Annotated in this window: 25 protein-coding genes and 1 riboswitch; of the genes, 4 read left to right on the top strand and 21 right to left on the bottom strand. The window is 38.2% G+C overall.

Features of this window, described 5'->3' with window-relative positions; genetic code table 11:
• Position 1: 1 nt before the first annotated feature.
• The 6 genes from MHH88_RS14515 to rpsU all read right to left on the bottom strand — a co-directional run bounded on the left by MHH88_RS14515 (position 2) and on the right by rpsU (position 4,803).
• On the bottom strand, positions 2-1,114 hold the full coding sequence (locus tag MHH88_RS14515) for a sporulation protein YqfD (RefSeq protein ID WP_339258940.1): 1,113 nt from the start codon (positions 1,112-1,114) through the stop codon (positions 2-4).
• A complete protein-coding gene (locus MHH88_RS14520) occupies positions 1,104-1,364 on the bottom strand; it encodes a hypothetical protein (protein ID WP_024363035.1) in 261 nt (86 codons plus the stop codon). Before MHH88_RS14520 ends, MHH88_RS14515 begins: the two co-directional genes overlap by 11 nt.
• Positions 1,365-1,418: 54 nt before the next feature.
• Positions 1,419-1,910, bottom strand: coding sequence for a hypothetical protein (locus tag MHH88_RS14525; protein WP_339258942.1), 492 nt, complete (start codon positions 1,908-1,910; stop codon positions 1,419-1,421).
• A gap of 27 nt (positions 1,911-1,937) precedes the next feature.
• Positions 1,938-2,942, bottom strand: a complete 1,005-nt coding sequence (floA, locus tag MHH88_RS14530; RefSeq protein WP_024363037.1) for a flotillin-like protein FloA — start codon at positions 2,940-2,942, stop codon at positions 1,938-1,940.
• 4 nt (positions 2,943-2,946) lie between these two features.
• Complete coding sequence (locus MHH88_RS14535) at positions 2,947-4,233, bottom strand: nodulation protein NfeD (protein ID WP_339263080.1); 1,287 nt, start codon at positions 4,231-4,233, stop codon at positions 2,947-2,949.
• Positions 4,234-4,629: 396 nt separating this feature from the next.
• Entirely contained in the window at positions 4,630-4,803 is a 174-nt protein-coding gene (gene rpsU / locus MHH88_RS14540; RefSeq protein WP_004227078.1) for a 30S ribosomal protein S21, read from the bottom strand.
• A gap of 255 nt (positions 4,804-5,058) precedes the next feature.
• Positions 5,059-5,199, top strand: a riboswitch (cyclic di-AMP (ydaO/yuaA leader).
• Between the two features lie 124 nt (positions 5,200-5,323).
• Here rpsU and MHH88_RS14545 point away from each other — a divergent pair.
• Positions 5,324-6,661 carry a TrkH family potassium uptake protein gene (locus MHH88_RS14545; RefSeq protein ID WP_339258945.1) on the top strand — a complete coding sequence of 446 codons (1,338 nt, stop codon included), beginning with the start codon at positions 5,324-5,326 and terminating at the stop codon, positions 6,659-6,661.
• Positions 6,662-6,686: 25 nt separating this feature from the next.
• Positions 6,687-7,343: a TrkA family potassium uptake protein gene (locus tag MHH88_RS14550; RefSeq protein ID WP_024363040.1), complete on the top strand. Its 657-nt coding sequence runs from the start codon at positions 6,687-6,689 to the stop codon at positions 7,341-7,343.
• Between the two features lie 194 nt (positions 7,344-7,537).
• Here MHH88_RS14550 and MHH88_RS14555 read toward each other — a convergent pair whose 3' ends face one another.
• The 5 genes from MHH88_RS14555 to mtaB form a co-directional block, all read right to left on the bottom strand.
• A complete protein-coding gene (locus MHH88_RS14555; protein WP_024363041.1) occupies positions 7,538-8,107 on the bottom strand; it encodes a manganese catalase family protein in 570 nt (189 codons plus the stop codon).
• Between the two features lie 38 nt (positions 8,108-8,145).
• The gene (locus MHH88_RS14560; protein WP_069513626.1) at positions 8,146-8,397 is read right to left on the bottom strand and encodes a spore coat protein CotJB; all 252 of its coding nucleotides are present in this window, start codon (positions 8,395-8,397) and stop codon (positions 8,146-8,148) included.
• A 4-nt stretch (positions 8,398-8,401) separates the two neighbouring features.
• Complete coding sequence (locus MHH88_RS14565) at positions 8,402-8,629, bottom strand: spore coat associated protein CotJA (protein ID WP_339258948.1); 228 nt, start codon at positions 8,627-8,629, stop codon at positions 8,402-8,404.
• A 194-nt stretch (positions 8,630-8,823) separates the two neighbouring features.
• Positions 8,824-9,495 (bottom strand): deoxyribose-phosphate aldolase, encoded by a 672-nt coding sequence (gene deoC, locus MHH88_RS14570; protein ID WP_339258950.1) that lies wholly within the window; start codon positions 9,493-9,495, stop codon positions 8,824-8,826.
• Between the two features lie 213 nt (positions 9,496-9,708).
• On the bottom strand, positions 9,709-11,058 hold the full coding sequence (gene mtaB / locus MHH88_RS14575) for a tRNA (N(6)-L-threonylcarbamoyladenosine(37)-C(2))-methylthiotransferase MtaB (RefSeq protein WP_024363045.1): 1,350 nt from the start codon (positions 11,056-11,058) through the stop codon (positions 9,709-9,711).
• Between the two features lie 408 nt (positions 11,059-11,466).
• Here mtaB and MHH88_RS14580 point away from each other — a divergent pair, with 408 nt between their 5' ends.
• On the top strand, positions 11,467-12,291 hold the full coding sequence (locus MHH88_RS14580; RefSeq protein WP_103976201.1) for a methyl-accepting chemotaxis protein: 825 nt from the start codon (positions 11,467-11,469) through the stop codon (positions 12,289-12,291).
• A 434-nt stretch (positions 12,292-12,725) separates the two neighbouring features.
• Here MHH88_RS14580 and MHH88_RS14585 read toward each other — a convergent pair whose 3' ends face one another.
• The 7 genes from MHH88_RS14585 to hemW all read right to left on the bottom strand — a co-directional run bounded on the left by MHH88_RS14585 (position 12,726) and on the right by hemW (position 20,619).
• The gene (locus MHH88_RS14585) at positions 12,726-13,463 is read right to left on the bottom strand and encodes a 16S rRNA (uracil(1498)-N(3))-methyltransferase (protein WP_339258952.1); all 738 of its coding nucleotides are present in this window, start codon (positions 13,461-13,463) and stop codon (positions 12,726-12,728) included.
• A 75-nt stretch (positions 13,464-13,538) separates the two neighbouring features.
• Positions 13,539-14,480 carry a 50S ribosomal protein L11 methyltransferase gene (prmA, locus tag MHH88_RS14590; RefSeq protein WP_024363048.1) on the bottom strand — a complete coding sequence of 314 codons (942 nt, stop codon included), beginning with the start codon at positions 14,478-14,480 and terminating at the stop codon, positions 13,539-13,541.
• A 21-nt stretch (positions 14,481-14,501) separates the two neighbouring features.
• Positions 14,502-15,623 carry a molecular chaperone DnaJ gene (dnaJ, locus tag MHH88_RS14595; protein ID WP_069513489.1) on the bottom strand — a complete coding sequence of 374 codons (1,122 nt, stop codon included), beginning with the start codon at positions 15,621-15,623 and terminating at the stop codon, positions 14,502-14,504.
• Between the two features lie 229 nt (positions 15,624-15,852).
• The gene (gene dnaK, locus MHH88_RS14600; protein WP_103976199.1) at positions 15,853-17,694 is read right to left on the bottom strand and encodes a molecular chaperone DnaK; all 1,842 of its coding nucleotides are present in this window, start codon (positions 17,692-17,694) and stop codon (positions 15,853-15,855) included.
• 71 nt (positions 17,695-17,765) lie between these two features.
• Entirely contained in the window at positions 17,766-18,338 is a 573-nt protein-coding gene (gene grpE / locus MHH88_RS14605) for a nucleotide exchange factor GrpE (protein ID WP_339258955.1), read from the bottom strand.
• Positions 18,339-18,355: 17 nt separating this feature from the next.
• Complete coding sequence (gene hrcA, locus MHH88_RS14610; RefSeq protein ID WP_024363052.1) at positions 18,356-19,384, bottom strand: heat-inducible transcriptional repressor HrcA; 1,029 nt, start codon at positions 19,382-19,384, stop codon at positions 18,356-18,358.
• A gap of 89 nt (positions 19,385-19,473) precedes the next feature.
• Positions 19,474-20,619 (bottom strand): radical SAM family heme chaperone HemW, encoded by a 1,146-nt coding sequence (hemW, locus tag MHH88_RS14615; protein ID WP_339263082.1) that lies wholly within the window; start codon positions 20,617-20,619, stop codon positions 19,474-19,476.
• A gap of 582 nt (positions 20,620-21,201) precedes the next feature.
• Between hemW and MHH88_RS14620 the strand changes: the two genes are divergently transcribed.
• Positions 21,202-21,852: a hypothetical protein gene (locus tag MHH88_RS14620; RefSeq protein WP_339258958.1), complete on the top strand. Its 651-nt coding sequence runs from the start codon at positions 21,202-21,204 to the stop codon at positions 21,850-21,852.
• 293 nt (positions 21,853-22,145) lie between these two features.
• On the opposite strand, the gene chrA is transcribed toward MHH88_RS14620, so the two are convergent.
• The 3 genes from chrA to MHH88_RS14635 form a co-directional block, all read right to left on the bottom strand.
• A complete protein-coding gene (gene chrA, locus MHH88_RS14625) occupies positions 22,146-23,315 on the bottom strand; it encodes a chromate efflux transporter (RefSeq protein WP_339263084.1) in 1,170 nt (389 codons plus the stop codon).
• 89 nt (positions 23,316-23,404) lie between these two features.
• Positions 23,405-24,262, bottom strand: a complete 858-nt coding sequence (locus tag MHH88_RS14630; RefSeq protein ID WP_339258960.1) for a DUF4179 domain-containing protein — start codon at positions 24,260-24,262, stop codon at positions 23,405-23,407.
• A gap of 196 nt (positions 24,263-24,458) precedes the next feature.
• Positions 24,459-25,391: an SDR family NAD(P)-dependent oxidoreductase gene (locus MHH88_RS14635; protein ID WP_339263086.1), complete on the bottom strand. Its 933-nt coding sequence runs from the start codon at positions 25,389-25,391 to the stop codon at positions 24,459-24,461.
• Between the last annotated feature and the right edge of the window lie 34 nt (positions 25,392-25,425).

Consider the following 25,425-nt stretch of genomic DNA (forward strand, 5'->3'; position numbering starts at 1 on the left):
ATCATTCTCCTTGTGGCCCTTTTATTGGACTTGCAATGTTTTCATTGACTAAAAATAGAACTTTCCCTTCAACTGTACCATTCCCCCACTTCGCCTGTAAAAGGTTTTCTTTCTTAATAACTGTTTTTGCAGGAAGGGATTGCAACATCTTTTCATGAAGTAGTGGCATTAACAACGTGTCTATTTTAGATTCATCTAATTTAATTACCATCGTTTTTGTTTGCTGTTCCTCCACAATGGAAACATAAGGATCTAGCCAATTTGGTAAGTCTTTCTTTTGTACATAATCAACCGCTTCTTTATGAATACCTTTCACCACGACACGCCATTGCTTTTGCTGCAAAGATTGAAGCGTTAGCTTTGTTGGTATTTTAAATGTGCATTCAAGCCAGTAGTCGGCAAATACCTCTCCCTTTGCCCCGACAAAAACATGATCATCCCCACTTTCAATGACACCACTAACTAAGACGTCCCCATCATATGCTGTATCATTAACAGAAATTTTCCGTTCGCCGTGTTGAATATTAAAGTTTGTAATAACCCCACTTTTCGTAGCAACTAAATGGGTAGCAAGTTTTTCTGTTGTCAGCTCCGTTTTTTTAGGCGATTCCTGTGGTCTTAAAATAACTCGACCACCGTGTTTTTCAATATGCACCCACGCTAAATCTCGATGCTTTTCTAACAGACTTTGCCGAATTACTGCATCTGACGGTAACACTTTTTTCGTCATAGGTGTTTCTAGCCTAAAAGTTTCTTGAAACGTTCGCTCTATTTGTTGCTGCAATTCTGGTGTAGCCGCTTCAATATCGACGCGCCAAACTACTTGCGCACATAGCAAAGGGGTTAAAATCATGATAAACAAACCAAGTAATGTCCAAAGTTGAGCTCGAAAAACCTGTTGTTCATCTGCATAATGAACAGTCATTTTGAGCCGATAGCGACTGCGTATACGGCGAATTTTAGACAAGTACCCCATATGCGTTTCAAATGTCACTTCTTGCTCCCGAAAGACGACACGCTTTAATGGTATTTGTTGCGCATGCAATGCTTGAATAAAAGGATGAACATTTTCATGACGCTTTATACGTATGATGATCGGTCGATTATTCCACATGATTGCTCACACCCAAATCTTTAGTCATTTTCACATGTAATTCTTGCAAATCCTCTACTGAAAGATGAAGCATTTCTTCTTTAATTGCATTTATAGCAACGGATTTTCCACGCACAATAATATGATAATCTGCATAAATAAACGAGCACGATGTAGCATCCGCATGTAAAAAGCGATATGGACCGATAATTTTTAATGTTTCATACTGTGTTAATTCAAGTAGTGGCGTTAATTGAAATAATTTTTTCATAAAAAATGCCTCCTTCTTCGGCAATATATGCGCCAAAAAAGGAGGACATGCTAGTTATTTTCGTTTTGCTTTTGGTGGACCTAAAATTTCAGCCATTACCACTGCTTGCACAATTGCCTTTTGGGAATTTGGTAGTTGGAATCCATTTTTGGAGGCTGCCACTGGGCTATCTTTTTTCCCCGCAGCTAAACGACCAAGGCTAGGTCGTTCAATTTTACGACTAGAAGGTTCCGTCGGCGTTAACGGTGGTGCTACATAGCTAGGAATGTGTTCCTTCACACTTTCTTCTCTTGGTTCCACTCGTTTTTCCGGAACATCTGTCGTCATTTCCGCTTTCATTTCCCCTAAAAACTCTCGTGCAAAATCCTCGAAGCTCTGCTTTTTAGTCGTTGGCTGATGTTGCATTGGCTCATCTACTTCCATATGAGCGGAAGGTTGCGCAGATTTATTGAAAGGGGGCATTGGCTTTTGTTCTTTTGGGTTTTTTAATTTTCCGAAAAGCGAGCTGACTATGGCTATAATTGCAAATAAAATAAGTTGTTCCATTTGTTAGCACTCGCTCCTTTCCGTATGTTATACGTTCGGTTCATTTGGTTCTGATTTATCTAGGCTTACTTTTGAAATGGAGTCACGCATAGCTGTATCCGCTTGAATGTTACGATAATTCATGTAATCCATAATACCAAGATTACCAGAGCGTAAAGCTTCTGCCATCGCTTGCGGAACTTCTGCTTCTGCCTCCACTACTTTCGCTTTCATTTCTTGAACGCGTGCAATCATTTCTTGCTCATTTGCAACGGCCATTGCACGGCGTTCTTCTGCTTTCGCTTGGGCGATGTTTTTATCCGCCTGCGCTTGTTCAATCTGTAATTCCGCACCAATATTTTTACCGATATCAACATCCGCAATATCAATGGATAGGATTTCAAATGCTGTTCCCGAGTCTAAGCCTTTAGATAACACGGTTTGTGAAATCATATCCGGATTTTCAAGGACTGTTGTATGGCTTGTTGCACTACCGATTGTAGAAACGATCCCTTCACCTACACGGGCAATAACTGTTTCTTCACCTGCACCACCGACTAAACGTTCGATGTTAGCACGCACAGTAATACGTGCTTTCGCTTTTACTTCAATCCCGTTCATTGCAACACCTGCAATAAATGGTGTTTCGATTACTTTTGGGTTAACCGACATTTGTACCGCTTCTAATACATCACGTCCCGCTAGATCAATCGCAGCACAACGTTCAAATGTTAGTTCAATATTCGCACGGTGAGCAGCAATTAGTGCATTTACGACACGGTCTACATTACCACCTGCTAAATAGTGACTTTCTAACTGATTAATAGTTACTGGTAAGCCCGCTTTGTGGGCTTTAATTAACGGATTGACGATACGCGATGGAATGACACGACGTAAGCGCATTCCGATTAATGTGAAAATACTAACGCGGACACCTGCTGCAAGAGCAGAAATCCACAGCGCCACTGGTACAAAAGTAAAGAATACCGCGACTACAATAAATAATAAGACTAGCCCGACAATTGGACCCATTAGAGCTAAATCAAATCCCATGTTGTTATTCCTCCATCTCTTTTTCTGTTTGTCTCACGACAATGCGTGAGCCTTCTACTTTAATCACTTCTACATTCTTGCCTACATCAACGTAGCCACCTTCTGATACTACATCAATACGCTCATTAACAAAACGAATTGTCCCTGCTGGACGAAGCGGTGTAATTGTTACCCCCACTTTTCCTAACAACTCTGTGCGATTAACGTTAGACACATAGCCTTCTTCCGTCGTTGTTGCATCCATCAACACTAACTTGTTTAAAACATGCATTTTTTTACCGAAAAATTTCATCAGGACCACCATTCCTATTATGGCTACTACAAGTGCAATAACGATCGCCATAATCATTTGCGTTATATTGGCACCTGCTAGCAGCAAGCTAAGTATTATAAGCACACCACCTAAAATACCAACAATGCCTCCGGGGACAAAAAATTCTGCGATGACGAGGGCTAGCCCTGCGATGAAAAGTAACAATGTTTCATATCCTGCAAAGCCTGCCACCATATGTCCGAAGAAAAATAATCCGAGAGCTGACAACCCCATTATACCCGGAACGCCAAATCCAGGCGAATAGAGCTCCATTACAAGCCCTAAACTAGCAACGGACAACAAAATAGGTATAATTAGCGGGTTCGTAATAAAACGAGCAATTTTTTCAGCGAATGTTGGCTCAATCGGTACAATATCACTACCTTTTAACCCCGTTTCCGCCAAAAGCTCTTGAAAGTTTGCAACCGTTCCTTCAGAATAGCCGACCTTTTTTGCTTCTGTAGCAGATAATGTTAATAAATTATCTCCCCCAGCACGATATTCTGGCAAATTAATCTTTGGATCTGCCATTGCTAATGCATATATCGGGTCACGTTCAGATGTTTCGGCTGCTGCCTGCATTTGTGCTAACCACGCACTATGCGCTTTATTGTCCGCTGCATTGCCCACTGAATCGATAACAGCCGCTGCGCCAATTGTTCCATTTGGTACCATGTATATTTCATCTGCATGTAAGGCTAAAAAAGCACCAGCGGAATGCGCATCTTTGTTTATAAAAGCGATTGTACGAATTTTTGTGGCATCCATAAGCATGGCGATGTCACTAGCTGCATTGACAAATCCACCCGGCGTATGTATCTCCAGTACAATCGCTTCTGCATAATTTTCTTCTGCCTCTTTAAAAGCTCGTTCCAAAAATGCGTGAAGTCCACGTTCTACTTCATCATGAATCGGTACGTGGTAAACCTTGCTACTCGCGAAAGCTGTAGTCAATGGAAACGCTACCAAAACTGTCATCCAAATGATGATGATATAGCTTAGTATTCTCCTTTTTTGCCGCATCTTTTTCCCTCCCTTCTAACATGCTTCTCTACTGTATATACGAGAGAATTTGTAATAAGTTTCACAAAATCTTGTTTATTTTTATTATACAGTGAAATTTTAGTGAAAGGTTGTTTTTTATCTTCTGTTGGATGGATTGAAAGTTGCTTTGACAATGGCAATGAAAAAACCGAACGAAATCTAGGGTGACTTCATTCGGCCTTTTTTTCGAATATGTACCGCAAAATGGAGCATCATGCAAAATACCCAGAATTAATCGCTAGTGCAATTAATTCCAGGTATATCATTGTCTGCTCAGTGAATCATACAATTGCGTGTTTTGAACGTAGGGATTTTTAATGGGAAATTAAATTACCACTTACGTTTACGTGCAGCTTCTGATTTCTTTTTACGTTTTACGCTAGGTTTTTCGTAGAACTCGCGCTTTCTAACTTCTTGAATTGTACCACTTTTTGATACAGTACGTTTGAAGCGGCGAAGAGCATCTTCAAGCGATTCGTTTTTGCGAACGACAGTTTTTGACATCTCTCTTTCCCTCCCTCCGAACACACGTCAATACACAAACGAATTAGGCTAATAACTAACTGTTGTGTACTAAAAAATTATACCGTATTGTCTTTTAACGGTCAATAGAAAGTATTCGAAATAGCGCAGAGAATTTTTTACACCCACTTTGTCCGAATTTTATAGCGCTTTAACGTGAACAATAAGGTGAAGAAATTTAATTTAAAATAAGGGCTTTACAAAAATTAATAGTTGGGCGTAAAATAATCCCATTCAATTTCATAACAGCCAAATCTCAAATTTTTTGAGTACGGAGGACCCAATATTTTGGGGTTAATTCTGCATATGTAGAAGGGATGAGTTCTCTTTCGCCATCCTACCCGTCAGCTAACTTCGTCGGCTAAAGCGAAGGAGGTCATAAAGACCACCATTAGTTTTTTTGTGATGCCCAATCCAACAGTCTAACCATGAGGGTCTTTTTCTTATGCCCAAATATGGATATGAAAGGCTCACATGTTTTGTAAACAGTTAGGAGACATCGATGAGAAAATTGATACATTATTTAAGTCCACCAAAAATTCTTGTACTTGGTTTTGCCATTATTATTTTTATTGGGGCATGTTTGCTCACTTTGCCGATTGCTACAGAGGATGGAAATGGCCTACCTTTTTTAAATGCATTATTTACTGCTACTTCCGCCACATGTGTAACCGGGTTAATTGTAGTTGATACAGGAGACACCTTTACAATGTTTGGTGAAATCGTTATTCTGGCTCTTATTCAAATCGGGGGCTTAGGATTTATGACTTTTGCAACATTATTATTTTTGTTGTTAGGGAAAAAAATCTCTTTAAAAGAAAGGCTATTGTTAAAAGAAGCCTTTAATAATATTTCGATGGCTGGTCTTGTGAAATTGGTGAAAAGAATTTTGTTATTTACAGCACTTATTGAACTAATTGGAGGCCTTATCTTATCGATTCGTTTTTCATTTGATATGCCGATTGGTAAAGCCATTTACTTTGGTTTTTTCCACTCAATCTCGAACTTTAACAACGCTGGCTTCGACTTAATGGGAGGGTTCCAAGGTTTAACAGCGTATGTAGCTGACCCATTTGTTGTATTAACCATTTGCGCGCTGATTACAATTGGTGGTTTAGGGTTTATCGTCATGAATGAGTTATATGAATATCGTGAAACAAAACGTCTTTCTGTCCATTCTAAAATTGTATTATCAGCCACAGTTATTTTAACAGTAGGTTCTACCCTTTTAATATTTTTATTTGAATATACCAATAGTAAAACAATTGGTGATTTAACGGGAATGGGTAAAATTTTGGGCTCTTTCTATCAGGCTGTTACACCAAGGACTGCTGGATCGAATACTTTACCTATCGGGGATTTGACTCATTCTACATTGTTTTTAACTATTTTATTGATGTTTATCGGAGCGGGGTCTGGTTCTACCGCTGGTGGGATTAAAATAACAACGTTTGCCGTTTTAGCTGCTACGCTTTGGGCGCAAATTAGAGGGAAGGAAGATGTCGTTTTATTTCGTCGTAGAATTGTGATTGAAACCATTTTAAAGGCATTAACCGTGGCAATGTGTGGGATGGTCATTGTGGTGTTTGTCACCATCTTTCTTAGCATTACCGAACAAAAACATAGTTTTATGATGTATTTGTTTGAGGCTACTTCTGCCTTTGGTACTGTTGGACTTTCCATGGGGCTAACTCCTGAGTTGACGCCTGCTGGTCGTATACTCATCATTTTAACAATGTTTGCTGGTAGACTCGGTCCTCTAACGATTGCTTTTGCTATTACGAAACGACGAAAGCCAGAAGCTTTCCATCATCCAAAAGGAAATATAATGATCGGTTAATTAAATTCAAGAGGAGCTAACGACTATGACCATCAATCAATATGCCATCATCGGCTTAGGCAGATTCGGAGTAAGTGTGGCTAGACGATTACATGAAGCGGGCCAACAAGTGCTTGGAATCGATATTAACGAGGAGCGGGTTGAAGATGCCGAGCTTTATGTAACACATGCAGTTGTTGCAGATACGACTGAAGAGAAGGCACTAACCTCCATCGGCATAGGAAATTTCGATTGTGTCATTGTTGCCATTGGTAACGATATGCAATCAAGTATTTTAACGGTTTCATTGCTAAAAGAACTGGGCATAAAAAAAATTATCGCTAAAGCGCTCGGTAAAAGACATGGGCAAGTATTAGATAAAGTAGGCGCAGATTGGATTATTTATCCTGAACGCGATATGGGTGAACGAGTAGCAAATCAGTTGCTCTCCCCTAATATGTTAAATTATATTGAGTTATCGAAAGACTATAGTATAGAAGAAATTATGATTCCTCCCAAAATGGCCAATAAAAATTTACGCGATTTAGATTTACGCGCTAAATACAATGTCAGTGTTATTGCCATTGTAAGAGGAGTAGATATCATTATCTCTCCATCTCCAGAACAATTAATTGAACAAGAAGATATTTTAGTCATGATTGGCCATCGTAAAGATATTGCGCAATTTTCCAATATTGAATAAGCAAATTAGCAAAATAAGAAAAAGTGTTAGATTGACTACCAACAATCTAACACTTATTTGCTATGCTGTTGACGCTCGCTATAGGTTGTTATCCACGAGCGTTGCCGCCTTATCGGCTATGTTTTCTCTCATCTACGTTTTTTATCAAAGCAAGCAAACATTCATGTACGAGCATTTTTCCATTATGTCGTATTTTAAAAAATTTTCTTCGTGTTGCCATCTTCTTTTAATAGTTCGACCGCTTCTCTAAAGCGTTGAGAATGGATGATTTCTCTTTCTCTTAAGAAAATTAAACTATCATTTAAATCAGGGTCATCTGATAAGTCAATAATCCATTGGTATGTGGCACGCGCCTTTTCTTCTGCTGCAATATCTTCATAAAGGTCAGCAATGGGATCCCCCTTTGCCTGAATGTAGCTTGCGGTAAATGGCACACCGGCTGCATTTTGATAAAACAAAGCTTTATCATGATTAACATAATAATCACCAATTCCCGCTTCTTTTAACTGCTGTGGCGTGGCGTCCTTCGTTAATTTATAAATCATCGTCGCAATCATTTCGAGATGTGAAAACTCTTCCGTCGCTATATCCGTCAGCAAACCAACTACTTTATCAGGTAAAGTGTAACGCTGATTCATATACCGAAGTGCTGCAGCCAGCTCCCCATCAGCACCCCCGTACTGCTCTATTAAAAATTTCGCAAGCATCGGGTTACATGTACTAACTTTCACTGGATATTGGAGCTTTTTTTCATAATACCACAAACATCTTTCCCCCTAATCCAAATGTTTTTCATAAGATGTTACACTTGCCAAGGCCATGGCGTGTCGACCCAGTTAAACGGATAATTTGAATAGCTTCTACCAAAGTTCATGAGTGGTCCAAATTTTTGCTCAAAATCAATTTTTAAGCGCATACTTTTTTCAGCATTTTCATTAAATTGTGTAATCGCTGTATAATCGTGAGGATGTGTATCTAAATAAAGATTTAATTCAACTAAAACAAAATCAATGGCCTGAATTGCCTCGAGAAGCTCATAAAACTCTGGTGGCATTTTTTTACTCACCTTTCATCTCACCTCTCTCTGGATTCGGATATGGGCTAAAAAATTGAGGCCATAAAGTACCAAATTTCAGCGCTTCCTTAGCCGTTTGAAATTGTGGTAGTCCAGGTGGTTGAAAGCCTATATACAATTGCGGAGGTGTTGAATAACTCTTGACTTCGATCGGTTTACAAGGGTCGAATGGACCGATATAAGGCCGCCAATATTTAAATTGCGTAAACATAAAATCCTCCTTTCAAAAGATTTACGTCATTCGAGTATATGAGAAGGAAAAATTAATTATTCTATAGACAGGTTAGCGTAATATAGATGGTTGATTGTAAGTACGGTCTTTAGTGGTAATCAAAAAAATAGTATACCGGAGAAATCCCCAGTACACTATTTTTCTAAAGACCGCTATTAAATGATATGTGAAAATTAATAATTAGAATCTGCAACTAAGCCCTTCATAATCGCTACACCAGAGCTTGCCCCAATTCGTGTAGCACCTGCTTCGACCATTTTTTGCATATCTTCTAAACTGCGAACGCCACCAGAAGCTTTTACACCTAGCTCTGGCCCTACTGTTTTACGCATTAAGGCAATGTCCTCTGCTGTTGCTCCACCTGTAGAAAAACCTGTTGACGTTTTGACGAAATCTGCTCCAGCTGCCACTGAAAGTTCACATGCCTTTACTTTCTCTTCTTCAGTTAGTAAACATGTTTCGATAATCACTTTAACAATCGCACTGCCTTTAGCGGCTTCCACCACTGCCGCAATATCTGCTTGCACTAATTCAAAGTTTTGGTCTTTTAATGCCCCAATATTAATAACCATGTCTACTTCTTGTGCGCCGTTAGCAATTGCATCTTTTGCCTCAAATACTTTTACAGCGGTTGTATTAGCGCCTAACGGAAAACCAATAACCGTACAAACTAAAACATTTGAATCTTGTAATAGCTCACTGCAATATTTTACCCAAGTTGGATTTACGCAAACTGATGCAAAGCCAAATTCTTTAGCCTCTGCACATAACTTTTCAATTTGCTCTTTCGTTGCCTCCGCCTTTAATAACGTGTGATCAATCATACTTGCATAATTTGTTTTCATTTAACAAGCGCTCCTTCTAACTTAAGTTGTCCGTACCTCTTTGGAATGATAACATGTTTTCACGTTTCCGTCTAATAATCGAACACTAGAGCCAGTCTATCTAATAAAAATACTTGCTACAAACACTAAATATCATGCCCGTACAAGCGCATTATTATTAAGGAAAAAAGGAAAGGATTGTCCATCTTCAATAGATAGACAATCCTTTATCAATTATTTTACTGTCTCTAGTAAGCGTACAAACTGCCCTTTAGAATGAGGATAGCCTGCTTGTGTAATTTTTACTTTTACAAGTTGGCCAATAAGATTTTCAGGTCCTTCAAATACTACTTTTAAATAGTTATCAGTATAACCTGTTAATAAACCTTCTTCATCACTACCATCGTGAACAAATTCTTCTGGGATTACTTCTAACACATCATTTTCAAAACGACAAGCATATTCCTTTGCTAGTTGGTCGTTTAAAGCGATTAGACGATGCACGCGCTCATTTTTAATGTCCTCATCCACTTGGTCTTCCATACGTGCTGCTGGCGTGCCTGTACGAGGTGAGAATGGGAAAACATGTAATTCAGAAAACTTATGGTCACGAATAAAGTTGTAGGTTTCCATAAATTCTTCTTCTGTCTCACCTGGGAACCCAACGATTACATCAGAAGTAACAGCTAAATCAGGTAAGGCTTCATGTAATTTTGTTAAGCGCTCCCCGAAAAATGCCATTGTATATTTTCGGCGCATACGTTTTAATACCGTATCCGAACCAGATTGAATTGGAATGTGTAAATGATTTACAACGATTTTTGAGTCACGTAAAACCTCAATGACTTCATCAGTTAGTTGGCTTGCTTCAATAGAAGAAATACGTAAACGTTTTAATCCTTTTACATTCGCTTCTAAATCACGTAACAACTGTGCAAGATTATAGTCTTTTAAGTCTTGACCATAACCCCCTGTATGAATACCTGTTAGTACAATTTCGAGATAACCAGCATCTACTAACTGCTGTGCTTGTTTGACAACTTCTTGAGGATCACGAGAGCGCATTAAACCACGCGCCCAAGGAATAATACAAAATGTACAGAAGTTATTGCAACCCTCTTGGATTTTTAACGATGCACGTGTTCGGTCTGTAAATGCCGGTACATCTAATTCTTCGTATACACGGTTTTTCATAATGTTGCGTACAGCATTAATCGGTTGACGCTCATTACGATATTGTTCAATATAGCCTAGTAATTTTGTACGGTCCTGTGTTCCTACCACAATATCAACACCAGGAATAGCCATAATTTCTGCTGGCGATGTTTGCGCATAACAGCCTGTTACACAAATAACAGCATCCGGATTTTGACGGACAGCTCTGCGAATAACTTGACGTGATTTTTTATCACCCGTATTTGTTACTGTACATGTATTAATCACATAAACATCTGCTTTATGATCAAACTCCGTACGTTCATAGCCTTCTTCTTTAAACAGTTGCCAAATAGCTTCTGTTTCGTAATGATTTACTTTACAACCTAGCGTATATAGAGATACGGTTTTTGGAGGCGCGTAACTCATAATTAATTTCATCCTTTCAACATCACATAACATTGTGTTTCGTATTTATAAGTATTTTTTTGTGTTCTTATTTTAGATACGAGAACTATAATAACACAAACCTTTTAAAATCAGTACTTATTAGATTTTTTTATAAAATAACTAAGCATAACAAATAGCTATTGCCCAACTTTTACACGCTCTGCTATCAATTATCTCAATATAATATCACCTTTGAAAACGAAACCTTCTATAAGTAATTGCCATTCTCTTTTATCATTTAATTGTTTTTTATTGTCATATTATAAAATACATTTCTTTCTTCCAATATAGCAACAAAGCTGGTGAAATGATATACTTTCAATGTAATTGTATGATTACAAAACTAATAGTGCCCTTAAACGGTTTACAAAAAACGGAGGAATTAGTATGAACATTCTTGAAGCATTATCTCTTTCAGTTCCCTATATTCACTTAGCATTAAAAGAAGAAGCAATAGTAGCGGTTATTGATAAAGAAACTGAAACTGTTGTAAAATGTTTAGCTGGTAAACGCATCGATGTAGGTTATCAAGACGGGCACAAAGTAAACTCTAACGATGAGAATATTTACACTGCTTTAAAAGGGCAAAATTCAGATACAATTATCCCAGAAGACGTTTACGGAATTTTCATTTATGCATTTGCTTTTCCCATTCGTGAACATGGTAAAGTTGTGGGAGCACTTGCTTTTGGTTTACCAATCGACAATAAACTTAAACTTGAAGAATATATGAATAAAATGGAAACTATTATTAACAGTTTACAAGATAAAGTACATAACGTAGCTTCTCATTCTGAGGAGCTAGCAGCCACTAGTGACGAAATTAACACGCAAGCACAGCACGCACTAGATGATGCTAAAAAAACACACGAAGTAACAAATTTAATAAAAAGCATCTCGCGTCAAACAAATTTACTTGGCTTAAACGCTTCGATTGAAGCAGCTCGTGCTGGTCAACATGGTGCTGGTTTTAATATTGTGGCACAAGAAGTAAGAAAGCTTTCTTCTGAAACATCCAACGCGACAGAAAGTATTGAAACGTCTTTACGAAATATTAATAGTAGCCTTGAAAACCTGAAACAAAATATGGGTCAAATTAATGGTGCAACAAATGAACAAGCTCAACTTGTTCAAGATTTCAGCGAAATTATTGGGGAATTAACAGTATTAAGTAGTAAGATGAAAGTTTTTATGCAAGAAGCCTTAAAATAAATAACATGCTCTAACAGGCAATATAGAAACCCTATTACCTTTGATGGCACTGCATATGCTCCAATTGTTAGACAAACAAGCTAACAATTGGGCTTTTTTATTAATACCATAACTGACTAAATGTTGTTTACAAGAACTTGCCTCACAAACCTGTAATCCTTTGACATAAACCAATCTATTTTTTCCCCTTCTCAGCACTACTTTAAAATTTGCTACTACGGTAAATTCGCTCGATTGCATCCATAAGTTTCTTCTCTAGCAGTAATCCCCTACAACTATTCTTGTCGACAATAGTAATAAAAAACTGCCATCTGCATGTGCAGACAGCAGCTTTCATAAAACGCGCTCTACAAAGGGATTTACACACTGGTAAAATGCTTTGCTCCGTGACAGTTCCACTTACAAAAAAAACACCACAAGGCTAAACCCAAGTTTTATTCAAATTCATATGATATTGCAGATAATGCATAAAGAGGCGCCGTTTCTGCTCGTAAAATTCTTGGTCCTAGAGACATTGTTTGCGCACCAGCTTGCATTAACATATCAGCTTCCTTGCGCGCAATTCCACCTTCTGGTCCAAAGACGATAAGGATTGATTTCGCTTGCTTGTCATACAGGTTTTTTAGCTTGTCCGCAAACCTTGTCCGTTTATCGGCTTTGGCATCCTCTTCATCTGCAATAAAAACAGCATCAAAATCTCCAATTTGTGACACAAGCTGTTTAAAGTGAATCGGTTCATAAATTTTAGGAATATGTGTGCGATGTGATTGTTCCGCTGCCTCTTTTGCAATTTTTTGCAAGCGCTCTTGTTTTTTCGCACCCTTTTTCACATCCCATTTGACAATGGAACGTTCCGCTTCAAATGGTAATAAAGCATACATCCCTAGCTCCGTTGCCTTTTGCGTGATAAGCTCCAGTTTATCGCCTTTAGGCAACCCACACGCCACTGTTACACGCACTGGTAGTTCAGGGGATGGAATGGTTTGTCCCGTTGCTTGCACTATGACATCCTCATCTTCAAAGGCGGTAATCGTACAAATATAAGCTGTGTTTTGTGCCACAACGATGATTTCAGCACCTTCTTTCATCCGCATAACACGCATAATATGGCGGGCATCTTCACCTGTAATGCGCGCTTCCTGAATGGCCGTCTCAATGAAATAGCGTTGCATACTGCTCACTCCTCTCAATAGAAGAAGCGCCAAATCGTCAGCACTCGGCTCACAATTTGCGCTTCCTCGGTTCATTTATAGGGGACGACGGGCGATAATCGCTACCCAATCTTCCATTAATAAAACTTCTTCAATAACAAATCCAGAAGCTTCTAGTGCTGCTTTTACATCATCTCGTTTCGCTCCGATGATGCCTGAAGTGACGTATAATCCACCCGGTTTGACAATCGTAAATGCATCGTCAGTAAAGGACATTATGATTTCCGCTAAAATATTGGCAACGACAACATCTGCTGGCTCCTTCACAGTATCCAATAGGTTACCATGGAAAACTTGCACTGTATCGCTTACTTTGTTCAACGCAACATTTTCTTTAGCAGAACGTACAGCAACTTCGTCTAAATCTAGAGCATGCACACTTTTTGCACCCAGCATTGCAGCACCAATTGACAGCACCCCTGAACCTGTGCCAATGTCAACAACCGTGTCGCCTTCTTTCACGACCTTTTCAAGCCCTTGTAAGCACATTACTGTCGTTGGATGTGTTCCTGTTCCGAATGCCATGCCAGGATCTAACTCAATGATTAACTCATCCGTTGAAACGGGTGAATAGTCTTCCCATGTCGGTACAATTGTAAAGCGTTCCGAAATTTTAACAGGGTGATAATATTGCTTCCACGCTGTTGCCCAATCTTCCTCGTTCACTTCTACAATCGAAACAACATTTTCGCCAATATCAATGTTAAATTTCGTTAAATTTGTAATAGCCGCCTTAATCTCTTCGACTGTTTCATTTAAAAAGCTAGACTCTGATAAGTAAGCTTTAACGATGACTCCCTCTTTTGGAAAATCATCTTCATTTAGCGCATAAATTTCTCCATACTGATCTTCACGTGGCTTCGCATATTCAGCTGAATCTTCAATAACAACACCGCTAGCCCCTGCTTCATGCAAAATGTTTGAAATTGCTTCCACCGCTTCATTTTTTGTATGAATGGATAATTCTGACCACTTCACGTAGCTCTTCAGCTCCTCTAATTATTCACCTTGGAATTTTTTCTTGATTTTATCAAATAGTGAACTTCCTTGTTCTTCTGGAATATCACCACTGATTTCTGCAAATTCACGTAGTAATTGTTTTTGTTTCTCTGTTAGTTTTTCTGGTGTGACAACTTTAACTGTGACATATTGGTTACCTGTTCCATACCCATGCACATTTTTAACGCCTTTATCTTTTAAGCGGAATTGAGCACCTGATTGTGTGCCTGCAGGAATACGTAATTTCACTTTTCCATGCACAGTTGGTACCTCAATCTCATCACCTAGTGCTGCTTGAGGGAATGTTAATTTTAATTCGTAGTAAATATCATCTCCATCACGTTCAAATTCATTGTGCCCTTGAACACGGAACATAATGTATAGGTCACCAGCTGGACCACCATTAATACCTGGTTCACCCTGACCCGATACACGAATTTGTTGACCGTCATCTACACCTGCTGGAATAGACACTTTAATTTTTTTACGTTTTTGGATTTTACCTTCTCCACGACAAGTTGAACATTTTTCTTTAATGATTTTACCTGTTCCATGACATGTTGAACAAGTACGACGATTCATCATGCGACCAAAAGGTGTATCGACTGCTTGATTAATTTGCCCAGCACCTTTACATGTCGAACATGTTTCTGGTGACGTTCCTGGTTTTGCCCCAGAGCCATGACAAGTATCACATGTTTCATCTTTTGGAATCTCGATTTCTGTTTCTTTCCCGAAAATCGCTTCTTCAAATTTAATATTCATGCGATATTGCAAATCGTCACCTTTGCGTGGTGCATTTGGATCTTGACGTCGTCCACCACCGCCAAAGAATGAACTGAAAATATCCTCGAAGCCGCCAAAGCCGCCGCCTCCGAAGCCACCGCCGCCAAAGCCTGCATTTGGATCTTCGTGTCCAAATTGGTCATAGCGCGCTTTTTTCTGATCGTCACTTAGTACTTCGTAAGCCTCAGCAATTTCTTTGAATTTTTCATCTGCACCTGGCTCTTTATTTAAGTCAGGATGGTATTGCTTTGATAATTTACGATATGCTTTTTTAATATCATCTTTAGAAGCCGATTTCGTTAAACCAAGCACCTCGTAGTAATCGCGTTTCTCCATGATTCACACTCCGCTCTTTTTGCATAAAATCTATTGTAACATGCAGTTTAAAAAACTGCTTTAATTTTCGCCATAATTTTCTCATTACTATCATTGTATCTATGATATCTCTAGCATTATAGAAATGTCACTAATATGCCCATTCTTTTTCTATAAAGAATAGAAAGAGAAAAGCCAAAGCCGCAAGCGGTCTTTGGCTTTTTCACTTTACTGTGCTGTTGATAATATCTTATTTATCGTCTTTTACTTCTTCAAAGTCAGCATCAACGATACCATCGTCTTTTTTGTCAGTTCCAGCTTCTGGACCTGCTTCGCCACCTTGAGCCGCTTGAGCAGCAGCTGCAGCTTGTTCGTAAACTTTCATTACTAGAGGCTGTAATACACCTTCTAATTTTTCTTTCGCTGATTTAATACCTTCTAATTCGCCAGCTTCAAGCGCTTTTTTAAGCTCATCACGAGCATCTTCTACAGATTTTTTCTCATCTTCTGTAATTTGCTCACCTAAATCAGCAATTGTTTTGTCAACTTGGAACACTAATTGGTCTGCTTCGTTGCGAAGATCAGCTTCTTCTTTACGTTTTGCATCCGCTTCAGCATTTGCTTCTGCATCTTTTACCATGCGTTCGATTTCATCATCTGATAAACCAGAGTCAGATTGGATAACGATTGTTTGTTCTTTATTTGTACCTAAATCTTTCGCTTTAACAGACACGATACCATTTTTGTCGATATCAAATGTTACTTCGATTTGTGGAATACCACGTGGAGCTGGTGGAATATCCGCTAATTGGAAGCGACCTAATGTTTTGTTATCCGCTGCCATTGAACGCTCACCTTGCAATACGTGAATATCTACTGCTGGTTGGTTATCCGCTGCAGTTGAGAATACTTGTGATTTAGATGTTGGAATTGTTGTGTTACGATCGATTAATTTTGTGAACACGCCACCCATTGTTTCAATACCTAAAGAAAGTGGTGTTACATCAAGAAGTACTACGTCTTTCACATCACCTGTTAATACGCCACCTTGAACAGCAGCACCCATTGCAACTACTTCGTCAGGGTTTACACCACGGTGAGGCTCTTTACCAGTTTCTTTACGTACAGCTTCTTGTACGGCAGGAATACGAGTAGAACCACCAACTAAAATTACTTGGTCAATTTCTGAAGTAGATAGACCTGCATCAGATAATGCTTGACGTACTGGACCAACTGTACGGTTTACTAATGGTAATGTAATTTCATCGAATTTCGCACGAGTTAAAGAGATTTCTAAGTGTAATGGACCTGCTTCACCAGCCGTAATGAATGGTAATGAAATTTGTGTAGATGTTACACCTGATAAATCTTTTTTCGCTTTTTCAGCAGCATCTTTTAGACGTTGCATAGCCATTTTGTCTTTAGAAAGGTCAATGCCGTTTTCTTTTTTAAATTCAGCAACTAAATATTCGATTACTGCGTCATCGAAATCGTCACCACCAAGTTTGTTGTCACCAGCTGTAGCTAATACTTCGAATACACCGTCACCTAATTCAAGGATAGATACGTCGAATGTACCACCACCAAGGTCAAATACTAATACTTTTTGGTCTACATCTTGTTTATCTAAACCATAAGCAAGTGCAGCAGCTGTTGGTTCATTAATGATACGTTCTACTTCAAGACCAGCGATTTTACCAGCGTCTTTTGTCGCTTGACGTTGCGCATCGTTAAAGTAAGCAGGTACAGTAATAACTGCTTTCGTTACTTTTTCACCTAAGTAATCTTCTGCATAGCCTTTTAAGTATTGAAGAATCATTGCTGAAACTTCTTGTGGTGTATATTCTTTATCTTCCACTTTAACTTTTTCAGCTGTACCCATTTTAGATTTAATTGAGATAATCGTATTTGGATTTGTTACTGATTGGCGTTTTGCTACTTCCCCAACTTGTTTTTCACCATTTTTGAATGCTACTACAGATGGTGTTGTACGGTTTCCTTCTGGGTTTGGAATAACTTTTGGCTCTCCGCCTTCAAGTACAGATACACAAGAGTTTGTTGTTCCTAAGTCAATACCGATAATTTTGCTCATAGTAAAATTTCCTCCTATTATTAAAACGCAAATGCGTTAATTAACTAATTATTTTTTGAATAGTGCGATGACTATTCGTTTACAGATACCATAGTTGGGCGTAATACGCGATCTTTTAAAATATACCCTTTTTGAAGCTCACGTAATACAACACCTTGTTCTTTTTCACTATCTTGTTCTTGCATAACAGCTTGGTGAACATTTGGATCAAATTGCTCTCCTTCAGCTTTTATCACTTGTAAGCCTTCTTTTTCAGTTGCTTCTACTAGTGATCGGTAGACCATTTCAATACCTTTTACAATTGAGACTGCTTCTTCAGAAGTTGGCTCTATTTGTAAAGCACGTTCGAAATTATCTAATACCGGCAATAAATCCGATAACAGACTTTGTGCACGATATTTTTCAGCCGCCTCACGATCAAGTTGTGTACGGCGGCGTAAATTGTCAAAGTCAGCACGCAGGCGTAGATGGCGATTTTCCTCCTCATCTAGCTTTGCTTGTAATTCTGCTAGTTTCGCTTCATACTGCTCTTCAATCGTTAGTTCTTTCACTTCTTCTGGCGTTTCTGTTTGTTCTACAGTTGCCTCATTTTCAGCTTGTACATTTTCTTGTACAAGGTCTTTGTTTTCTGTTGTTTCAGTCACTTAAATCCTCCTCATTATCATTCACTACGATTCTTCGTAAAGGCTTGAGATAAGTCCATGCGCATTACTTCAAGCAAAGCAACAACACGCTTGTAATCCATACGCGTTGGACCAATAATTGCAATGGCCCCCTGTTGATCCTCACCTATTGAATAAGTCGTCGTGATGACACTACAGTTTTCCATTTCTAACTGCTGATTTTCCGAGCCTATACGAATATGAATACCCGATTCGTTCGGATGGAAAAGCGACTGCACTTGGCTAGTCGTTTCCATTAAGTCCAAAATCATTCGGACTTTATTTAAATCGTGGAATTCCGGTTGGTTGAACATATTTGTTTTACCACCATAGAAAATTTTACTTTCCGAATTTTGCATCGTAGCTGAAACGAGCGAATGGATAAAATCATCCGCCGATCGAACATGTTGCTGCAAGATTGCCAGAATTTCAATTTCCAGCTTTTTATGGATTTCATCTAACGAAACACCGACTAAGCGCTCATTTAAAATGTTCACCATTTTTTCTAGTTCAGCAGCGGTAAAATTAGGTGGTAAACTAAACATGCGGTTCTCAACATGTCCGTTATTCGTTACGATAATCGCTACTGCCGCGTCGCTTGAGAGTGGCACGATAGAAAAACGCTTTACTCGATGTCTTTGGACATCTGGTCCTAAAAGAATCGATGTATACGATGTCAGCTCAGATAAAATATTCGCTGATTTTCGGATAATGTGCTCTACTTCTACTAGACGTTCGTTAAAAATTGATTGAATTTGCTGAATATCCCGTGAATTAATGCCCTGTGGATTCAACAAATGATCTACATAAAATCTATACCCCTTTTCCGAAGGCACTCGACCAGAGGACGTATGGGTTTTTTCTAAGAACCCTAATTCCTCTAAATCCGCCATTTCGTTTCTAATAGTGGCTGGACTAAATGTAATCTCTTGTTTTTTTGAGATTTGGCGAGAACCTACCGGCTGTGCAGACATAATGAAATCGTCTACGATTACTTGCAATATCTGTAATTGCCGATTTGTTAGCATGATCATCACCTCTGTTAGCACTCAACTAAGAGGAGTGCTAATACTATTATTAAGTTATCAAATCCCACATTTTATGTCAACGATATCGCTCAATCTTCTAGCAAAAATTGTTGAAAAACTTCATTCCCGACAAATCGCCCCTTGCGTGTAAGCCGAATGCCTACAGCATCATGTGCCAAAAGCCCTTCTGACACTAGCTTATCAATGACATGTCCATAACGGTCCAACATTGACTCATTAAATCTTTCTTCATATATATTGTGTGTAATTCCGTCCGTTTTACGCAGCCCTAAAAACATTTGTTCTTCGCGTTGTTCAGTTGCTGTTACAACATGCTCCTGCATGATAGGTAAGTCCCCCGCATTTACAGCATCCATATATTTTTTTAAAGGACCATAATTTGAATAACGCGTGCCATTCATATAGCCATGTGCACCTGCGCCAAAACCAGCATATTCATCATTTTCCCAATAAATTTTATTGTGCGTTGAAGTAAAACCTGCTTTCGCAAAATTGCTGATTTCATATTGCATATAACCATGCAATTTCATTTCTTGCATTAGCACTTCATACATATCCGCTTCTAAATCTTCCGTTGGTAAGCTCAGTTTCCCTTTCGCATATTGATTATAAAAAATTGTTTTTGGTTCTACGATAAGAGAGTAAGCTGAGAAATGTGGTAGCTCAAGCGCAAACGCTTTATCTAATGAATCTTTCCATTGCGCCATCGTTTGACCTGGCAAACCATACATTAAATCAATGCTTATATTTTGAAAACCGACCTTTTTAGCGAGTGCAATTGTATCGTAGACGTGCGTATTGCTATGTGTGCGACCAATTTTTTTCAATAATTCTTGGTTAAATGATTGAACACCCATACTTAAACGATTGACGCCTCCATTAAACAAAGCACGCATTTTCGCCTCTGATAATTCATCTGGATTCGCCTCTGATGTAAATTCTGTCACACGATCCATTGGAATATACGTGCGGATCATGTTGAGTAATCTCGTTAATTGTTCTGGAGATAAAGCAGTAGGTGTTCCACCGCCAAGAAAAATCGTTTCAATTTGTTGAAAATGTTGCGGATATTTTTCCGTAGCAAGCGCCATCTCCTTGCCAAGTGATTCTATATATTCATCAACAGGTTGATTTTTAAAGTAAAATTTGTTGAAATCGCAATAATTGCAAATTTGATGACAAAAAGGAATATGAATGTAAACACCTCGTGCCATAGCTATCCCTTCTTTCTTGTTGAGTTTTTCCATTTCTTCATTATAAACAAACGAAATAAAGAACGCTATGAATCCATCCAGATAAATAAAAGAACTGTAAGAACAAGGTAGGATTATGTTAATAGAAACCCTTCTCAACTTATAAAAACAAAGACATTTATATTGCTTCTCTTAAGAATCACTTTATAACTGCAAAGTTTAATTCAACAGAAATTGCCCTGCTTGAATACAAATATTGTCATAGAGATGTGTTGGAATTTGAAATTAATGCTTTATTTAAACGACTTACTATTGACAAAATTTTTAAAAAACTTTATAATATTTTCTGATTATTTCACTTATTCTGACATATAAACCGAGTTGTAATAACTTAGTACTGTTATATCTCCATTCAATACTAGATTAAATGACTTCTGTATTTTCAAGAAATAAATTTCCCTCCAGTCCAATATTTCTAAACAATAAACACATCTTAGCGTTATATAATTTACAATATTTCGCTGTCCAAAACAGTATATAGTTATAGAGAATTTCGTCACTATGTTAGTATAAGAAGTACTACATAGGGAGGAATATTGAAGTATGAAACGTATTATTATCGGTATTATCGCTCTCGCTTTATGTGGTGTAGTTAGTGTATTTGTTCCATCAGCTTCCGCAGCGGAGCTTGTTTTATCACAAACACAAAAAGAAAAATACTATCAGCAATATCTGAATGATTTACAAGACTTACAAAATCAATATGTAGGACAAGAAGTTTTAAATATCGCTGTGGCTCACTTTGCATATTTTGAAGAAAACGGATGGATTGAGCCTTCCCAATTCAAAATCATATTAAACGAAGTAATTACAAGTAAGATCGTTTCAATGGAAAATTCCACCTCAAATATCCGTGCACGAAAAATTGTTACAAGTATCACAAAATCATTTAATGTAATAAATACAACAGGACACGTTATAGGAAGAATCAATGCAACAGTTTCTCCACAATCGGCATACCATAGCGAACGCGATGGTATGGTGCTCACAAGTCCAGGAACTATTACAACTGCTAAAGGATGGGGTTCAGGTTCTTGGAGCCAAACTTACGCAGGTGTATCGCAATGGCCTCAAGGTCAACCCTATACTTACTTTGGTTATAGCATTGCTGACAACTACACTTACCAAGGTGTTGTAATCCCAATTTCAGCTAACTTTACGGTAAGCATCTCTAAGAACGGTGCATTATATTGAATGAAAATATATTCAACATGACGGTATTAAGCCGTCTTGTTTTTATAAAAGTGAACTCTCATAACGTCTTTGCAAAAATAAAAAAGCAAAAACTAGTATCAAGATACGAACGTAATATACTTTTTATCGAAGATAGAACATGACAATTCAGCTAACATGATGACACACCGCTCGTGGAACCTATCTTTGAATGGACAGGTTTCATTTGCTTCTACAATAGAGAAACAATTGATCCCAAAAAAAAATCAAAACTACCATCATCATGTGTAGTTTTGATTTTTTTATGTTTGCTCTTAATAACATAGCAGTCCCACTATTATGCCAAGCAGGACCAGTATATAAGGAGGGACTGCCCAGCGCAAGGATAGCAACAAAAATACAGCCGCTAAAAGAATATCTAATCCACTTTGAATTGTTTGCGTCACAATTGGATGAATAAAAGCACTAGCTAAAATTCCAACAACCGCTGCATTAGCACCAGCCATTGCACCTTTCAAAGCTACATGCCTACTCATAGTGAGCCAAAAAGGCATAGCCCCAACGATTAAAAGAAATGCAGGTAGGAAAATTGCAATTGTCGCAACCACTGCTCCTGGCACGCCAGCAATGACCATCCCAATATAAGAGGCAAATGTAAACAATGGACCTGGAACTGCTTGTGTAAGACCATAGCCTGCTATAAAGTCAGATGCGCTCATTAAGCCACTTTGCACAAACTGCGTTTCGAGTAACGGTAATACTACATGACCGCCACCAAATACGAGGGCACCTGCTAGATAACATTTTTCCATAATAGTTAGTAAGTCATCTTTTAACAATGAATTAGCTATTGGTAGAGCAATCATTAATGTGACAAACAATGCTAATAACAAGCCACCTGTTTTTTTAGAAATGGGTAAATTTTTTTGCGTGGTATCTTCTAAACCGTTCGTTTGCTTAAACAGGCGTGCACCTATTAAAGCTGCCAATGCAATGACAATAACTTGCGCAAATGGATTTCCCCAAAATTGGAGCGTTATAAGCGCTAAAACTGCTATTATCAAGTGTGCTATGCTAGGAATTAACTTTTTGGACATATCCCAAATCGCTTGCGCCACGATGGCAACAGCAACCAATTTCAAGCCATGAATCCAGCCCATATCCATCTTTATATGCGAATAAAAATAGGCAAATAGAGTTAATAGCAATACAGATGGTAACGTAAAACCAAGGAAGGAGGCTAAGCTTCCCAACAGTCCGCCACGTAGTAACCCAATGCCCATACCAACCTGACTCGATGCAGGCCCAGGGAGAAATTGACTAAGTGCTACTAAGCTACTGTACTCTTTATCTGATAACCATTTTCTTTTTTGCACGTATTCAATTTGAAAAAAGCCTAAATGCGCTGTTGGACCTCCAAAAGATGTACAACCTAATTTAAAGGAAATAAGAAAAATCTCGAATAACTTTCGCAAACTGTTCACTACTTTCCATGTAATATACAATCATATTACACGGAGATAGGCTTCTAATAGATTAAGATATTGTAAAATTTACTTAAAGCATCGAATATTCAGTTCTCGCGTATTTTGATAGCTGGTCCGCTTTTAACATCACTTGCAGTAACAGGAATCAGTTTATACGTTTTATCTGTAAGATAGCGTGCATCGAAGCGAATCCCCCACTTTGTATGTTCTTTATTTAATGTGTACGAAGAATCTTGACGCCAAGTTTTGCCTGACTCCGATACAATATTAAAATTTAACGATTCATTTGTAGTTTCTTGTGTCTCAACGTATACCGTCGTTGAAATCGGTGTAGATACAACTTTTTCTACCTTGATTTCCTGACCATCACTAAGCTTGATGGTTTTATTGAGTGCAATTACTTTTCGATCTTCTTGCAGTTGCTTTTGAGATGCTTCTACTTTAAATGCCCAAGGCTCTGGAATAGGCTTTTCCCAATTCCAATCATTGTAGAGGATATTCAGTTGCAACAGTTCATCTTGAGGTAAATCACGCATTTTAACACTGCTATATATAGTATAAGTATTTTCTGATTGGGCAATGGTCTGACCACCGTTTCGAACGGTATAATTTTGACCGTTCACGAGTACTTGCGGAAAGAAAAAAATTTGATGGTCGAAATTTACATCTTTCGCCGGTTCAAAAGTTGCGTTTAACAATAGTTGATTATCATCAACCATCACCTCATTTAAAGTCAATTTCCCAAAATCATTTTCAGTTGATTGACCAACTAGTGTTTTATAAGCTGCAAAATCCGACTGATTATCATTAAAAATTAAAGAGACAACGCGGCTTCCTACCAATAATACACAGGCAACGAATAACATACTTACTACAATGATTACCCATTTACGTTTTCCACTTTTTTCAGGAGACACTTCATGCACATACGATTCAACTGACAAAAAAACACCCCCAATCCCTTTCAACATCTATCAACGGGTAATTGCCTATGATTCATTGTAATAACGAGCTAGGCATTATATAACTAAATAAGTGCCAGTCACTCACACAATTTAATAAAAATCCACGTAGATTTCTGCGAACTACTTTGTACCCGCAGAAACCGAAGTGGATTTTTATACTTTAGGAAAACTGATTTTATCTCTTCTTCTTCAACCATAGCAACGTTTGTTGTAAACCTTCCTGATAACTAGTCTGCGGCAGCGTGCCAATTGCTCTTTCATACTTTACCCCGCTCAAAATAACAGGCTCCTCTGTTAAATACATCATCTCCTTCATTTCCTTCATAAATGGAGAAAAGAGTGCTAAAATAGCAATCATTGTGTTGGAAACCGTTCGTACTTTCTTTTTATAGCCTGTAATATCCCGAATTATCCCCATTAATTGTTCTCCTGTAATGGGATGCACAGCTGGCACATTCCAATTCTGATTATATGTGTCTGATCGCAATGCCAATTCAACGATTGCTTTAGCTCCATCGACTGTATAGAGAAATTCTCTAGCCACTTGCATATGCCCAACGAAGTTTGCCTTTTTATTACTAATAACACTTTTTAATGTTTCATATAGAATTGTATTTTCTGCATTGGGCCCATATAAATCAGGCATATGGACGATTAATGAAGGCACACTACTAGCCTTCAATTTATTTTCCATTGCTAATCGTATCTTCCCTTTTTTTGTATGAGGTTCTTTGATTGCCTCTTCTGTTACAATAGAGGATTGCCTTCCGTATGCGTAAATATTGTCCACTAGTGCAATCTTTGCTTGTTGCGTTTGTGCCACATTGATAATTGTTTGGATACATTGCATATGTGTTTCTTCCCATTCTTGATAGGGAAAACTAATAGCATGAAACATAACATCAATTCCATCAGATGCCCTCCTTACATGCTCTTCATTAAAGACATCCCCTGGAAAAATCGACACATTCGGGTAATTTTCAAAAAGCGCTTGCAACTTCTCTTTTCCCCTAGCAAAAGCCACAACTTGTATACCTCTTGCTGCTAATTCACTCACAATCGCAAAACCTATTCCACCTGAAGCACCCATTACTAATGCTTTCTTCATCATCTATTCCCCCTTTTAATTAACCACCGGTCAA

Origin of the sequence: Lysinibacillus sp. FSL K6-3209 (assembly GCF_037976175.1) — a bacterium.
GTDB lineage: Bacteria > Bacillota > Bacilli > Bacillales_A > Planococcaceae > Lysinibacillus > Lysinibacillus sphaericus_D.

Excerpts from the sequence above, each read along its gene's own strand:
- hrcA (WP_024363052.1), bottom strand. The coding sequence starts at position 19,384 with ATGCTAACAAATCGGCAATTACAGATATTGCAAGTAATCGTAGACGAT.
- MHH88_RS14585 (WP_339258952.1), bottom strand. The coding sequence starts at position 13,463 with ATGCAACGCTATTTCATTGAGACGGCCATTCAGGAAGCGCGCATTACA.
- MHH88_RS14620 (WP_339258958.1), top strand. The coding sequence starts at position 21,202 with ATGAAACGTATTATTATCGGTATTATCGCTCTCGCTTTATGTGGTGTA.
- dnaK (WP_103976199.1), bottom strand. The coding sequence starts at position 17,694 with ATGAGCAAAATTATCGGTATTGACTTAGGAACAACAAACTCTTGTGTA.
- MHH88_RS14535 (WP_339263080.1), bottom strand. The coding sequence starts at position 4,233 with ATGACAGTTTTGGTAGCGTTTCCATTGACTACAGCTTTCGCGAGTAGC.
- MHH88_RS14635 (WP_339263086.1), bottom strand. The coding sequence starts at position 25,391 with ATGAAGAAAGCATTAGTAATGGGTGCTTCAGGTGGAATAGGTTTTGCG.
- deoC (WP_339258950.1), bottom strand. The coding sequence starts at position 9,495 with ATGAAAACAAATTATGCAAGTATGATTGATCACACGTTATTAAAGGCG.
- MHH88_RS14550 (WP_024363040.1), top strand. The coding sequence starts at position 6,687 with ATGACCATCAATCAATATGCCATCATCGGCTTAGGCAGATTCGGAGTA.
- rpsU (WP_004227078.1), bottom strand. The coding sequence starts at position 4,803 with ATGTCAAAAACTGTCGTTCGCAAAAACGAATCGCTTGAAGATGCTCTT.
- mtaB (WP_024363045.1), bottom strand. The coding sequence starts at position 11,058 with ATGAGTTACGCGCCTCCAAAAACCGTATCTCTATATACGCTAGGTTGT.
- MHH88_RS14580 (WP_103976201.1), top strand. The coding sequence starts at position 11,467 with ATGAACATTCTTGAAGCATTATCTCTTTCAGTTCCCTATATTCACTTA.
- MHH88_RS14560 (WP_069513626.1), bottom strand. The coding sequence starts at position 8,397 with ATGCCACCAGAGTTTTATGAGCTTCTCGAGGCAATTCAGGCCATTGAT.
- MHH88_RS14515 (WP_339258940.1), bottom strand. The coding sequence starts at position 1,114 with ATGTGGAATAATCGACCGATCATCATACGTATAAAGCGTCATGAAAAT.
- MHH88_RS14520 (WP_024363035.1), bottom strand. The coding sequence starts at position 1,364 with ATGAAAAAATTATTTCAATTAACGCCACTACTTGAATTAACACAGTAT.
- dnaJ (WP_069513489.1), bottom strand. The coding sequence starts at position 15,623 with ATGGAGAAACGCGATTACTACGAGGTGCTTGGTTTAACGAAATCGGCT.
- MHH88_RS14565 (WP_339258948.1), bottom strand. The coding sequence starts at position 8,629 with ATGTTTACGCAATTTAAATATTGGCGGCCTTATATCGGTCCATTCGAC.
- floA (WP_024363037.1), bottom strand. The coding sequence starts at position 2,942 with ATGGGATTTGATTTAGCTCTAATGGGTCCAATTGTCGGGCTAGTCTTA.
- hemW (WP_339263082.1), bottom strand. The coding sequence starts at position 20,619 with ATGGCACGAGGTGTTTACATTCATATTCCTTTTTGTCATCAAATTTGC.
- MHH88_RS14545 (WP_339258945.1), top strand. The coding sequence starts at position 5,324 with ATGAGAAAATTGATACATTATTTAAGTCCACCAAAAATTCTTGTACTT.
- MHH88_RS14525 (WP_339258942.1), bottom strand. The coding sequence starts at position 1,910 with ATGGAACAACTTATTTTATTTGCAATTATAGCCATAGTCAGCTCGCTT.